The sequence below is a fragment of the Xenorhabdus ehlersii genome (assembly GCF_003610465.1).
In the GTDB taxonomy this organism is placed as follows: Bacteria; Pseudomonadota; Gammaproteobacteria; order Enterobacterales; family Enterobacteriaceae; genus Xenorhabdus; species Xenorhabdus ehlersii.
On record NZ_RAQI01000009.1, the window covers coordinates 1 to 11,892 of the forward strand.

Here is an 11,892-nt window from a genome sequence, read left to right on the forward strand (position 1 = left end):
GTAGGTGGATAACTTGGCAAATCCGGTTATCCAGGACACTGAGGCACGATGACGAGGCATTACGGTGCTGAAGTTGCTGATGCCCCGCTTCCAGGAAAAGCCCCTAAGCGTCAGATTATGGTCAATCGTACCCCAAACCGACACAGGTGGTCAGGTAGAGAATACTCAGGCGCTTGAGAGAACTCGGGTGAAGGAACTAGGCAAAATGGTGCCGTAACTTCGGGAGAAGGCACGCTGGCGTCAGGTGAAGAAACACGCTTTCGGAGCCGAGGCCAGTCGCAGATACCAGCTGGCTGCAACTGTTTAATAAAAACACAGCACTGTGCAAACACGAAAGTGGACGTATACGGTGTGACGCCTGCCCGGTGCTGGAAGGTTAATTGATGGGGTTAGCCGCAAGGCGACGCTCTTGATCGAAGCCCCAGTAAACGGCGGCCGTAACTATAACGGTCCTAAGGTAGCGAAATTCCTTGTCGGGTAAGTTCCGACCTGCACGAATGGCGTAATGATGGCCAGGCTGTCTCCACCCGAGACTCAGTGAAATTGAACTCGCTGTGAAGATGCAGTGTACCCGCGGCAAGACGGAAAGACCCCGTGAACCTTTACTATAGCTTGACACTGAACCTTGAGCCTTGATGTGTAGGATAGGTGGGAGGCTGTGAAATGTGGACGCCAGTCTGCATGGAGCCATCCTTGAAATACCACCCTTGAATGTTTGATGTTCTAACGTCGGCCCGTTATCCGGGTTGCGGACAGTGTCTGGTGGGTAGTTTGACTGGGGCGGTCTCCTCCCAAAGCGTAACGGAGGAGCACGAAGGTTAGCTAATCACGGTCGGACATCGTGAGGTTAGTGCAATGGCATAAGCTAGCTTGACTGCGAGAGTGACGGCTCGAGCAGGTGCGAAAGCAGGTCATAGTGATCCGGTGGTTCTGTATGGAAGGGCCATCGCTCAACGGATAAAAGGTACTCCGGGGATAACAGGCTGATACCGCCCAAGAGTTCATATCGACGGCGGTGTTTGGCACCTCGATGTCGGCTCATCACATCCTGGGGCTGAAGTAGGTCCCAAGGGTATGGCTGTTCGCCATTTAAAGTGGTACGCGAGCTGGGTTTAGAACGTCGTGAGACAGTTCGGTCCCTATCTGCCGTGGGCGTTGGAAGATTGCAAGGGGCTGCTCCTAGTACGAGAGGACCGGAGTGGACGCACCACTGGTGTTCGGGTTGTCATGCCAATGGCACTGCCCGGTAGCTAAGTGCGGAAGAGATAACCGCTGAAAGCATCTAAGCGGGAAACTTGCCTTAAGATGAGTCTTCCCTTGTCCCTAGAGGACACTGAAGGAACGTTCGAGACGAGGACGTAGATAGGCCGGGTGTGTAAGCGTTGCGAGACGTTGAGCTAACCGGTACTAATGACCCGTGCGGCTTAACCTGACAACACCGAAGGTGTTTTGGGGTTTGAGAGAGAGAAGTTTCAGAGAAAGCAGGCTTGTTCGGGATTGAAAACAGAATTTGTCTGGCGGCAACAGCGCGGTGGTCCCACCTGATCCCATGCCGAACTCAGCAGTGAAACGCCGTAGCGCCGATGGTAGTGTGGGGTCTCCCCATGTGAGAGTAGGACACTGCCAGACATTCAATTTATAAGTGTTGCCCATTTGGCAACACTTTTGTTTTTAGCATTTGCTGATATGGCTCAGTTGGTAGAGCACACCCTTGGTAAGGGTGAGGTCCCCAGTTCGAATCTGGGTATCAGCACCATGAATAATATGTTCGGCAAATAAAACAGAATTTGCTTGGCGGCAATAGCGCGGCGGTCCCACCTGACCCCATGCCGAACTCAGCAGTGAAACGCCGTAGCGCCGATGGTAGTGTGGGGTCTCCCCATGTGAGAGTAGGGAACTGCCAAGCTTTAATACCAGTCAAAAGGCCACTCATATGAGTGGCCTTTTGCATTTCTAGTTCTTTTGAATTTTCATTAACAGATAGGTATTAGGTAACTACTTACTTATCTTTCAAATATAGAGTCTGATAGACTACGACTTAAATTACCTTATTGAGTTTGAAATGAATGTCTGTCTGTCAATCTACTCAACTAAAAGCGTTTAACACGTTTGGCATTTCAGCCAGTGCTGATCATATTGGAATAGCCACTTCTATTGAATCGCTTTTGGCCTTATGGCAAGAAGCAATGGAAAAGAGTCATCCTATTGTATTATTGGGAGGAGGGAGTAACATCCTTTTCACCGAAAATTTTAAAGGTACGGTGATCTTAAATCGTATTCTTGGTATCAATATACAAGAGTCAGATACTGCATGGCACATTCATGTTGGTGCAGGTGAAAACTGGCATAAACTAATTACTTATTTATTTAAACAACAGATCTATGGTTTGGAAAATTTAGCCTTGATCCCTGGAAATGTTGGCTCTGCTCCAATCCAGAATATTGGAGCATATGGAGTTGAATTTAAGCATGTTTGTGAATATGTGGATTTTGTTGAGCTAAAAACAGGTAATTCAATCCGTTTAACGGCGAATAAGTGTCAATTTGCGTATAGAGACAGCATCTTTAAGCGTCAATATAAAGATGGTTATGCTATCACAGCGGTTGGTTTACGCTTGAATAAGAAATGGGAACCCATTTTAACTTACGGTGCTTTATCGCAATTCTCACAAGAAAAAGTCACGCCAGAACAAATATTCGATGCTGTGTGTGAAATGCGCCAGAGTAAGTTGCCAGATCCTGCATTGATCGGTAATGCAGGCAGTTTCTTCAAAAATCCTATTATATCTATTGAGTTAGCATACAGTATTAAGTCTGAATATCCCGGTTGCCCTCAATACCCTCATGATGAGCATAGCGTAAAGATTGCTGCGGGTTGGCTGATAGAACAATGTCAATTGAAGGGGTATGCTATTGGTGGCGCTGCCGTACACATGAAACAGGCATTGGTATTAATTAATAAAGGTAATGCAACTGGACAAAATGTCATTGCCTTGGCTGCTTATATACGTAATAAGGTTGCAGAAAAATTTAATATCTTCTTAGAACCTGAAGTGCGCTTCATTGGCAGTATAGGTGAAATAGACGCAGTGGAATGTATTTCATGAAAGATATTAGTACCCCATTAAAATTAATTAAAGTGTTATCTGATGGCGAAATTCATTCAGGCCAACAACTTGGTCAGGAATTGGGAATGAGCCGAGCAGGAATCAATAAACATATTCAAACTATTCGTGAATGGGGAGTAGATGTTCTGACTCTTCCAGGTAAAGGTTACCGCTTTCCTACCCCAATGAGTCTTCTGGATAAAGAAATTATTGAAAACTATCTTCCTAATGATTGCATTGAAGTGATGCCTGTCATTGATTCCACGAATCAATATATCCTGGAAAAGTTAACAGAGCTCGATTCAGGAGCTGCCTGTGTTGCAGAATATCAATATGCAGGTAGAGGGCGTCGTGGTAGAAAGTGGGTTTCTGCTTTTGGTCGCAACTTATATCTATCTATGTATTGGCGTTTGGAACAAGGGCCAGCAGCAGCGATAGGTTTAAGTTTAGTGGTAGGTATTGTCATTGCAGAAGTACTTAATCGCCAGGGAGCAGAAAGAGTAAAAGTAAAATGGCCAAATGACTTATATTTAGATGATAAAAAACTTGCTGGAATATTGGTTGAGTTGACGGGAAAAACGGGAGATGCAGCCCATGTTGTTATCGGAATAGGCATTAATGTTTCGATGAGTAGCGATCAACAGAGATCAATTAATCAAAATTGGACTAATTTACAGCAATCAGGAACGATTATTGAACGGAATAAGTTGGTTGCTGAAATCATAGTGGAACTTAAAAAATCATTAATCCAATTTGAAAATGAAGGGCTAACTTCTTTCATTCCTCGATGGTTTGAATTAGATAATTTTATTAATCGTTCAGTGAAATTAATTATTGGCGATCAGGAAGTTCATGGGATAGCTCGTGGAATAGATCAACAAGGGGCTTTGTTACTTGATATTAACGGAGTTGTTGTGCCTTATATCGGTGGCGAAATTTCCTTGAGAGGTTGTTGAATGTAAAGCCGGAAATATTTCCGGCTTTTTGTTTTATTTTCTTAATCTGACGCTTTCAACCGTGTGATTGATGCCTTTCGTCATAATCAAGCTAGCCCGTTCTCTCGTTGGTAAGATGTTTTGCTGTAAGTTTAATCCATTAATTTCCCGCCAAATACTCGATGCTACTTTTATCGCTTCTTCTGTCGTTAGTTTAGAATAATTGTGGAAATAAGAATCAGGATCGGAAAAAGCGCCTTGTCGAAACTTAAGAAAACGATTGACGTACCATTGTTTGAGTAATTCTTCCGGTGCATCTACATAAATAGAAAAATCAACAAAATCAGAGACAAATACATGATGTGGCTCATGTGGATAATCCATGCCACTTTGTAATACGTTTAAACCTTCGAGGATAAGAATATCTGGCTTTTCGATAATAAGTTGTTCATCAGGAACGATGTCATAGCTCAGGTGAGAATATACCGGCGCGATAACTTTTTCTGCACCCGATTTTATATTGGCGACAAATTTGACCAAGCTACGCATATCATAGGATTCAGGGAACCCCTTTTTTTTCATTAATCCACGTTCATTTAATATATTGTTGGAGTGCAAAAAGCCGTCTGTTGTCACTAATTTGACACGACGATGTTCTGGCCAACGGCTTAGTAGCGCCTGTAATAAGCGTGCGGTTGTGCTTTTTCCGACAGCAACGCTGCCTGCTATACCAATAACATAAGGTATTTTTTGTTCATCTGTCCCTAGGAACTGCTCAAGAACAGCTTGCCGCCGTAAATTGGAGCTAATGTAAAAATTGAGTAGACGTGACAATGGAAGATAGATTTCAATCACTTCATCTATTGAGATTTCTTCATTGATCCCTTTTAAAGCCGCAACTTCTTCTTCTGTTAATGTTAAAGGCACTGAGTCACGCAATGTGGCCCAATGTTTACGATCAAATTGTAAATATGGAGTTGTCAAAAAAGATTCTTTCTTATTCATAAGCCAACATCTGCCTGTCTATGCAGGTTGGACAGGTTGTTGAGAACACCCGTATCCGACAAAAAATAAATCTCATCATATCGGTTGGATTATCGTAGGCGTAGAATTTTTTATGATTTTAGTCATTTTTTTGATGGCAAATGCAAAAATGTATTATTTCTGAGCCTATTATGACCGTCAATTTCTTTCTTTTATAAAGAGAAAGACAAGTGTGATACAAATAATTTTTAAAAAATAATTGGCAGATGCATTTATTGGTTCTTCCTGTACAAGAGTTGTTTGTTTAATATTTAAGCTTGGGTCGTTGAAAAAAACATCAAAAGCATAGAAAGCGACTGTTTTGTGAGCGAAAGAACAAAAAAAACAATTTTTTTGTTGCATCGTGGGCCAACTCTTCCTAGAATGCGCAGCACTTGATGCCGGCATAGCTCAGTTGGTAGAGCAACTGACTTGTAATCAGTAGGTCCCGAGTTCGACTCTTGGTGCCGGCACCATTAAAAATTTGGAAAGGTGGGGTTCCCGAGCGGCCAAAGGGAGCAGACTGTAAATCTGCCGTCACAGACTTCGAAGGTTCGAATCCTTCCCCCACCACCATTAACCAGTTTCGATCTTGAGTGTTCTGCTCGAGTTATACTCTAGAAAAAACACTTAAGATGTAGTATACAGCTGATTAAAGTCAGGTAGCCGAGTTCACGCGGGCATCGTATAATGGCTATTACCTCAGCCTTCCAAGCTGATGATGCGGGTTCGATTCCCGCTGCCCGCTCCAAGATGTGCTGATATAGCTCAGTTGGTAGAGCACACCCTTGGTAAGGGTGAGGTCGGCAGTTCGAATCTGCCTATCAGCACCACTTCTCCTGTTCTTACTTCCTGATTTTCTTCCTGTAAATATCTCGCAAGCAATTGCTTGGTTGATGTGGTGAAACCACCGATTCCGTGTCTTAGAGGGACAACCTAATGTCTAAAGAAAAGTTTGAACGTTCAAAACCGCACGTTAACGTTGGTACTATCGGCCACGTTGACCACGGTAAAACTACCCTGACTGCTGCAATCACTACTGTTCTGGCAAAAACTTACGGTGGTAGCGCGCGTGCATTCGACCAGATCGACAACGCACCAGAAGAAAAAGCACGTGGTATCACCATCTCTACTTCTCACGTAGAGTACGATACTCCAACTCGTCACTACGCACACGTTGACTGCCCAGGCCACGCCGACTACGTGAAAAACATGATCACCGGTGCGGCTCAGATGGACGGCGCGATCCTGGTAGTTGCGGCAACTGATGGCCCAATGCCACAGACTCGTGAGCACATCCTGCTGGGTCGTCAGGTAGGCGTTCCTTACATCATCGTGTTCCTGAACAAATGTGACATGGTTGATGATGAAGAGCTGCTGGAACTGGTGGAAATGGAAGTACGTGAGCTGCTGTCTCAGTACGATTTCCCAGGCGACGACACCCCAATCATCCGTGGTTCTGCGCTGAAAGCGCTGGAAGGCGATGCAGAGTGGGAAGCGAAAGTGATCGAACTGGCAGAAGCACTGGATTCTTACATCCCAGAACCAGAGCGTGACATTGACAAGCCATTCCTGCTGCCAATCGAAGACGTATTCTCCATCTCCGGCCGTGGTACTGTAGTTACCGGTCGTGTAGAGCGTGGTATCGTTAAAGTCGGTGACGAAGTTGAAATCGTGGGTATCAAAGAAACCACTAAAACCACTTGTACCGGCGTTGAAATGTTCCGCAAACTGCTGGACGAAGGTCGTGCGGGTGAGAACGTGGGTGTTCTGCTGCGTGGAACTAAGCGTGATGACGTTGAGCGTGGTCAGGTTCTGGCGAAGCCAGGTTCTATCCACCCACACACTCAGTTCGAATCTGAAGTGTATATCCTGAGCAAAGATGAAGGTGGCCGTCATACGCCATTCTTCAAAGGTTACCGTCCACAGTTCTACTTCCGTACTACTGACGTAACCGGTACTATCGAACTGCCAGAAGGCGTAGAGATGGTAATGCCAGGTGACAACATCAACATGGTAGTTAACCTGATTGCGCCAATCGCCATGGACGAAGGTCTGCGTTTCGCAATCCGTGAAGGTGGCCGTACTGTAGGCGCCGGTGTTGTTGCTAAAGTTATTGCTTAATCTTTAATTATCAAAAGATTATGAGAAAGAGGAGCTTTAGCTCCTCTTTTTTTATTTGAGCCACCAAAATTGGTGGTTTTTTTGTTACTCAAGAAAATAAAAACAATAATTGAAATGAGATTTATTTCTATTTACTATTCTGAGGTGTCGCTTATTTTATAAGCGTGGACAATTTTGGGTATGAGGGCTTTATCCGACCTAAATAGTCATCAAGAGTGTGTAAATAGTTTAGAAGAGTGCTTCCATGTATGTTTGTCTCTGCAATGCAATAAGCGATAAAACCATACGTAATGCTGTTCATCAGCAACATATTCGTTCTATCAGAGAGTTGAGAAATTTTGTTCCTGTAGGAAACGACTGCGGAAAATGCATACGTCAAGCACGTGAAATAATGAATGAGGAGATTGCGCTACTACCTCCAATAAATAATGTTGCCTAAAATAAGCACAATTTTCTTGCAATTACTCTGCCAAATTAGTACTACACTTTAGTTACTGGAAGCGGAGGAACTTGCTATGAAAGGTGATAAAAAAATAATTGCACATTTGAATAAACTTCTCGGCAATGAACTTGTCGCCATCAATCAATATTTCTTGCATGCCCGAATGTTTAAGAACTGGGGATTGATACGTTTGAATGACGTCGAGTATCACGAGTCCATTGATGAGATGAAGCACGCAGATAAATTTATCGAACGTATTCTTTTTCTGGAGGGGGTGCCAAATCTACAAGATTTAGGCAAGCTCAATATCGGAGAAGATGTAGAAGAAATGCTGAAATCTGATCTGGAATTAGAATTACGTGGTGCAAAGGATCTCAGAGAAGCAATCGCATATGCCGATTCAGTTCACGATTATGTCAGTAGAGACTTGATGATAGAGGTGCTTGCTGATGAAGAAAATCATATTGATTGGTTGGAAACTCAATTTGAACTGATAACTAGAATTGGAATACAAAATTACATTCAATCTCAGCTTAGTGAAGAAGAATAGCTATAATTTTGTCGCCCTATAATTTGATGTATATAGGGCGTTTTTCTTCCATTTTCTTTCTTGCTTTCCTCTTTCTTGTATATACTTTTTGCATAGATTTCACTCTTAATATTGCTTTGTGGGTAAATTCACGTATAATGCGCGGGCTTACCTACACAGAGTAGGACTGATTTATTATCAGTAATGAGCGGTGAATAGCCGCCATTTAAAATACCCCCGATATGGGGGTTATGCACAGAACGATTACACTCCCCCATCAACCGAAATGGGTGCGAGGAGTAATCATTTACGTTTATAAAATAGTTGGAGCTCTGGTCTCATGCAGAACCAAAGAATCCGTATCCGCCTGAAAGCATTTGATCATCGTTTGATCGATCAATCAACTGCGGAAATCGTAGAGACTGCGAAGCGCACTGGTGCGCAAGTTCGTGGTCCGATCCCTCTGCCAACTCGTAAAGAGCGTTTTACCGTTCTGATTTCTCCACACGTTAATAAAGATGCGCGTGATCAGTACGAAATTCGCACTCACAAACGTCTGGTTGACATCGTTGAGCCAACCGAGAAAACCGTTGATGCTCTGATGCGTCTGGATCTGGCTGCCGGTGTAGATGTGCAGATCAGCCTGGGTTAATCAGGTCATTGAACGATTGAGAGGTTGAAACAATGATTGGTTTAGTCGGTAAAAAAGTGGGCATGACTCGCATCTTCACTGAAGATGGCGTTTCAATCCCTGTAACTGTTATCGAAATCGAAAATAACCGTGTAACTCAAGTTAAAAACAAAGAGACTGACGGTTATCGTGCAATTCAGGTAACGACTGGTAGCAAAAAAGCTAGTCGTGTTAAGAAAGCTGAAGCAGGTCATTTCGCTAAAGCTGGCGTCGAAGCTGGCCGCATTCTGCGTGAATTCCGCCTGTCAGAAAGCGATGCTGAATTCACTGTAGGTCAAAGCATTAGCGTTGAAATTTTCGCTGACGTTAAAAAAGTTGACGTTACTGGTACATCTAAAGGTAAAGGTTTCGCGGGTACTGTTAAACGCTGGAACTTCCGTACTCAGGATGCTACCCATGGTAACTCCTTGTCTCACCGCGTTCCGGGTTCTATCGGTCAGAACCAGACTCCGGGCAAGGTGTTCAAAGGCAAGAAAATGGCAGGCCAACTGGGTAATGAGCGCGTAACCGTTCAGAGCTTAGATGTAGTACGTGTTGACGCTGAGCGTAACCTGCTGCTGGTCAAAGGTGCTGTTCCAGGTGCAACGAACAGTAACCTGATCGTAAAACCGGCTGTCAAGGCGTAACGTCGAGGAGATAGGAATGGAATTGGTAATGAAAGACGCGCAAAGCGCGCTGACTGTTTCCGAAACTACCTTCGGGCGTGATTTCAATGAAGCGCTTGTGCATCAAGTAGTTGTTGCGTATGCAGCTGGTGCTCGTCAAGGTACTCGTGCTCAGAAAACTCGTGCTGAAGTTTCTGGTTCAGGTAAAAAACCATGGCGTCAGAAAGGCACTGGCCGCGCGCGTTCTGGTTCTATTAAGAGTCCAATTTGGCGCTCTGGTGGTGTAACTTTCGCAGCAAAGCCACAGGACCACAGTCAAAAAGTTAATAAAAAGATGTACCGTGGTGCTCTGAAAAGCATCCTGTCTGAACTGGTACGTCAAGATCGTCTGATCGTTGTCGAGAAGTTCTCTGTTGAAGCACCTAAGACTAAGTTGCTGGTACAGAAACTGAAAGAAATGGCTCTGGAAGACGTGCTGATCGTCACTAGCGAAGTTGATGAGAATCTGTTCTTAGCAGCTCGTAACCTGTATAAGGTTGACGTTCGTGATACAGCAGGTATCGATCCTGTAAGCCTGATTGCCTTCGACAAAGTGGTTATGACTGCTGAAGCTGTGAAGCAAGTTGAGGAGATGCTGGCATGATCCGTGAAGAACGTCTGCTGAAAGTACTGCGCGCGCCGCACGTATCTGAAAAAGCTTCTACAGCGATGGAAAAAAGTAACACCATCGTTCTCAAAGTTGCGAAAGACGCGACTAAAGCAGAGATCAAAGCTGCCGTACAGAAACTGTTTGAAGTTGAAGTTGAAGGTGTAAACACTTTGCTGGTTAAAGGTAAAGTTAAACGCCACGGGCAGCGTATTGGTCGTCGTAGCGACTGGAAAAAGGCTTACGTCACCTTGAAAGAAGGCCAGAACCTGGACTTCGTTGGCGGCGCTGAGTAAGTCGGAGGAGTAAAGAACAATGGCAATTGTTAAATGTAAACCTACGTCTCCGGGCCGTCGCCACGTTGTTAAAGTGGTTAACCCTGAGCTGCATAAGGGTAAACCTTATGCTCCGTTGTTGGAAAAAAACAACAAAACTGGTGGTCGTAACAACAATGGTCGTATTACCACTCGTCACATCGGTGGTGGCCATAAACAGCATTATCGTCTGATTGACTTTAAACGTAACAAAGACGGTATCCCTGCTGTTGTTGAGCGTTTGGAATATGATCCAAACCGTTCAGCAAACATCGCACTGGTTCTGTACAAAGACGGTGAGCGTCGTTACATCCTTGCACCTAAGGGCCTGAAAGCGGGTGATCAAATCCAGTCTGGTGCTGATTCAGCGATCAAGGCGGGTAACGCCCTGCCAATGCGCAACATTCCGGTTGGTTCTACTGTTCACAACATAGAAATGAAACCAGGTAAAGGTGGCCAGTTGGCTCGTTCAGCAGGTGCTTATGCTCAGATCGTTGCACGTGATGGTTCTTATGTGACCCTGCGTCTGCGTTCTGGTGAAATGCGTAAAGTACTGTCTGATTGCCGCGCTACTTTAGGTGAAGTTGGTAACGCAGAACATATGTTGCGCGTTCTGGGTAAAGCTGGTGCAAGCCGCTGGCGTGGTATTCGTCCTACCGTTCGTGGTACGGCGATGAACCCAGTAGACCATCCACATGGTGGTGGTGAAGGTCGTAACTTTGGTAAACACCCTGTAACTCCATGGGGCATCCAGACCAAAGGTAAGAAGACCCGTAGCAACAAACGTACTGATAAATATATCGTACGTCGCCGTTCTAAAAAATAATTAGAGGATAAACCATGCCACGTTCTCTCAAGAAAGGTCCATTTATTGACCTGCACTTGCTGAAGAAGGTAGAGAAAGCGGTGGAAAGCGGAGACAAAAAGCCTATTAAGACTTGGTCCCGTCGTTCAACGATCTTTCCTAACATGATCGGTTTGACCATCGCTGTCCATAATGGTCGTCAGCATGTACCAGTTTTTGTTTCCGACGAAATGGTTGGTCATAAACTGGGTGAATTCGCGCCGACCCGTACTTATCGCGGCCATGCGGCCGATAAAAAGGCTAAAAAGCGCTAAGGTAGGAGGAAGAGATGGAAACTATCGCTAAACATCGCCACGCTCGTTCTTCTGCTCAGAAGGTTCGCCTTGTGGCTGACCTGATCCGCGGTAAGAAAGTGTCGCAAGCTCTGGAAACTCTGACCTATACCAACAAGAAAGCTGCTGGTTTAGTGAAGAAAGTACTTGAGTCTGCTATTGCTAACGCAGAACACAACGATGGCGCTGACATCGATGATCTGAAAGTCACGAAAATTTTCGTAGACGAAGGCCCAACTATGAAGCGTATTATGCCTCGTGCCAAAGGCCGCGCAGATCGTATCCTGAAGCGCACCAGCCACATCACTGTGGTTGTGTCCGATCGCTGAGACTCTGGAG

14 protein-coding genes, 5 tRNA genes and 3 rRNA genes are annotated in these 11,892 nt (G+C 44.8%); 20 read left to right on the forward strand and 2 right to left on the reverse strand.

Going from position 1 to position 11,892, the window contains the following annotated elements:
* From BDE27_RS18910 to birA, 6 genes are all read left to right on the forward strand, one after another.
* Positions 1-1,432 (forward strand): 23S ribosomal RNA (locus tag BDE27_RS18910); the annotation flags it as partial.
* 81 nt (positions 1,433-1,513) lie between these two features.
* Positions 1,514-1,629: ribosomal RNA gene (rrf, locus tag BDE27_RS18915) — 5S ribosomal RNA — on the forward strand.
* A gap of 51 nt (positions 1,630-1,680) precedes the next feature.
* A tRNA-Thr gene (locus BDE27_RS18920) sits at positions 1,681-1,756 on the forward strand.
* A 34-nt stretch (positions 1,757-1,790) separates the two neighbouring features.
* A 5S ribosomal RNA gene (gene rrf, locus BDE27_RS18925) occupies positions 1,791-1,906 on the forward strand.
* Positions 1,907-2,066: 160 nt separating this feature from the next.
* A complete protein-coding gene (gene murB, locus BDE27_RS18930) occupies positions 2,067-3,107 on the forward strand; it encodes a UDP-N-acetylmuramate dehydrogenase (protein ID WP_099133057.1) in 1,041 nt (346 codons plus the stop codon).
* A complete protein-coding gene (gene birA, locus BDE27_RS18935) occupies positions 3,104-4,063 on the forward strand; it encodes a bifunctional biotin--[acetyl-CoA-carboxylase] ligase/biotin operon repressor BirA (protein WP_099133058.1) in 960 nt (319 codons plus the stop codon). Before murB ends, birA begins: the two co-directional genes overlap by 4 nt.
* Positions 4,064-4,096: 33 nt before the next feature.
* Here the strand turns inward: birA and coaA are convergent, their stop codons facing one another.
* Both coaA and BDE27_RS19695 read right to left on the reverse strand, forming a co-directional pair.
* Entirely contained in the window at positions 4,097-5,047 is a 951-nt protein-coding gene (gene coaA / locus BDE27_RS18940) for a type I pantothenate kinase (protein ID WP_099133059.1), read from the reverse strand.
* A 177-nt stretch (positions 5,048-5,224) separates the two neighbouring features.
* On the reverse strand, positions 5,225-5,428 hold the full coding sequence (locus BDE27_RS19695; protein ID WP_099133060.1) for a hypothetical protein: 204 nt from the start codon (positions 5,426-5,428) through the stop codon (positions 5,225-5,227).
* Positions 5,429-5,465: 37 nt separating this feature from the next.
* On the opposite strand from BDE27_RS19695, the gene BDE27_RS18950 reads away from it, so the two are divergent.
* The 14 genes from BDE27_RS18950 (at position 5,466) to rplV (ending at position 11,882) form a co-directional block, all read left to right on the forward strand.
* Positions 5,466-5,541 (forward strand) — tRNA-Thr (locus tag BDE27_RS18950).
* Positions 5,542-5,556: 15 nt separating this feature from the next.
* Positions 5,557-5,641 (forward strand) — tRNA-Tyr (locus BDE27_RS18955).
* Between the two features lie 100 nt (positions 5,642-5,741).
* Positions 5,742-5,816, forward strand: a tRNA-Gly gene (locus BDE27_RS18960).
* Between the two features lie 6 nt (positions 5,817-5,822).
* Positions 5,823-5,898 (forward strand) — tRNA-Thr (locus BDE27_RS18965).
* A 106-nt stretch (positions 5,899-6,004) separates the two neighbouring features.
* Entirely contained in the window at positions 6,005-7,189 is a 1,185-nt protein-coding gene (tuf, locus tag BDE27_RS18970; RefSeq protein ID WP_099117318.1) for an elongation factor Tu, read from the forward strand.
* A 244-nt stretch (positions 7,190-7,433) separates the two neighbouring features.
* On the forward strand, positions 7,434-7,628 hold the full coding sequence (bfd, locus tag BDE27_RS18975) for a bacterioferritin-associated ferredoxin (protein ID WP_099133061.1): 195 nt from the start codon (positions 7,434-7,436) through the stop codon (positions 7,626-7,628).
* A gap of 76 nt (positions 7,629-7,704) precedes the next feature.
* Entirely contained in the window at positions 7,705-8,181 is a 477-nt protein-coding gene (gene bfr / locus BDE27_RS18980) for a bacterioferritin (RefSeq protein ID WP_099133062.1), read from the forward strand.
* A gap of 319 nt (positions 8,182-8,500) precedes the next feature.
* Entirely contained in the window at positions 8,501-8,812 is a 312-nt protein-coding gene (gene rpsJ / locus BDE27_RS18985; RefSeq protein WP_001181005.1) for a 30S ribosomal protein S10, read from the forward strand.
* A 32-nt stretch (positions 8,813-8,844) separates the two neighbouring features.
* Positions 8,845-9,477, forward strand: a complete 633-nt coding sequence (gene rplC / locus BDE27_RS18990; RefSeq protein WP_099133063.1) for a 50S ribosomal protein L3 — start codon at positions 8,845-8,847, stop codon at positions 9,475-9,477.
* 16 nt (positions 9,478-9,493) lie between these two features.
* Positions 9,494-10,099, forward strand: coding sequence for a 50S ribosomal protein L4 (gene rplD, locus BDE27_RS18995; RefSeq protein ID WP_099133064.1), 606 nt, complete (start codon positions 9,494-9,496; stop codon positions 10,097-10,099).
* Complete coding sequence (gene rplW / locus BDE27_RS19000; RefSeq protein ID WP_038269605.1) at positions 10,096-10,398, forward strand: 50S ribosomal protein L23; 303 nt, start codon at positions 10,096-10,098, stop codon at positions 10,396-10,398. The genes rplD and rplW overlap by 4 nt, the downstream gene beginning before the upstream one ends.
* A 19-nt stretch (positions 10,399-10,417) precedes the next feature.
* On the forward strand, positions 10,418-11,242 hold the full coding sequence (gene rplB, locus BDE27_RS19005) for a 50S ribosomal protein L2 (protein ID WP_092553298.1): 825 nt from the start codon (positions 10,418-10,420) through the stop codon (positions 11,240-11,242).
* A 14-nt stretch (positions 11,243-11,256) separates the two neighbouring features.
* The gene (gene rpsS / locus BDE27_RS19010; protein ID WP_011148791.1) at positions 11,257-11,535 is read left to right on the forward strand and encodes a 30S ribosomal protein S19; all 279 of its coding nucleotides are present in this window, start codon (positions 11,257-11,259) and stop codon (positions 11,533-11,535) included.
* 14 nt (positions 11,536-11,549) lie between these two features.
* Positions 11,550-11,882, forward strand: a complete 333-nt coding sequence (gene rplV, locus BDE27_RS19015) for a 50S ribosomal protein L22 (RefSeq protein WP_010847481.1) — start codon at positions 11,550-11,552, stop codon at positions 11,880-11,882.
* Positions 11,883-11,892: the final 10 nt, after the last annotated feature.

What these genes read in the sequence shown, in the direction of transcription:
- rplC (WP_099133063.1), top strand. Translation starts at nt 8,845, where the DNA reads ATGATTGGTTTAGTCGGTAAAAAAGTGGGCATGACTCGCATCTTCACT.
- bfd (WP_099133061.1), top strand. Translation starts at nt 7,434, where the DNA reads ATGTATGTTTGTCTCTGCAATGCAATAAGCGATAAAACCATACGTAAT.
- birA (WP_099133058.1), top strand. Translation starts at nt 3,104, where the DNA reads ATGAAAGATATTAGTACCCCATTAAAATTAATTAAAGTGTTATCTGAT.
- rplW (WP_038269605.1), top strand. Translation starts at nt 10,096, where the DNA reads ATGATCCGTGAAGAACGTCTGCTGAAAGTACTGCGCGCGCCGCACGTA.
- rplD (WP_099133064.1), top strand. Translation starts at nt 9,494, where the DNA reads ATGGAATTGGTAATGAAAGACGCGCAAAGCGCGCTGACTGTTTCCGAA.
- BDE27_RS19695 (WP_099133060.1), bottom strand. Translation starts at nt 5,428, where the DNA reads ATGCAACAAAAAAATTGTTTTTTTTGTTCTTTCGCTCACAAAACAGTC.
- murB (WP_099133057.1), top strand. Translation starts at nt 2,067, where the DNA reads ATGTCTGTCTGTCAATCTACTCAACTAAAAGCGTTTAACACGTTTGGC.
- coaA (WP_099133059.1), bottom strand. Translation starts at nt 5,047, where the DNA reads ATGAATAAGAAAGAATCTTTTTTGACAACTCCATATTTACAATTTGAT.
- rplB (WP_092553298.1), top strand. Translation starts at nt 10,418, where the DNA reads ATGGCAATTGTTAAATGTAAACCTACGTCTCCGGGCCGTCGCCACGTT.
- bfr (WP_099133062.1), top strand. Translation starts at nt 7,705, where the DNA reads ATGAAAGGTGATAAAAAAATAATTGCACATTTGAATAAACTTCTCGGC.
- rpsJ (WP_001181005.1), top strand. Translation starts at nt 8,501, where the DNA reads ATGCAGAACCAAAGAATCCGTATCCGCCTGAAAGCATTTGATCATCGT.
- rplV (WP_010847481.1), top strand. Translation starts at nt 11,550, where the DNA reads ATGGAAACTATCGCTAAACATCGCCACGCTCGTTCTTCTGCTCAGAAG.
- tuf (WP_099117318.1), top strand. Translation starts at nt 6,005, where the DNA reads ATGTCTAAAGAAAAGTTTGAACGTTCAAAACCGCACGTTAACGTTGGT.
- rpsS (WP_011148791.1), top strand. Translation starts at nt 11,257, where the DNA reads ATGCCACGTTCTCTCAAGAAAGGTCCATTTATTGACCTGCACTTGCTG.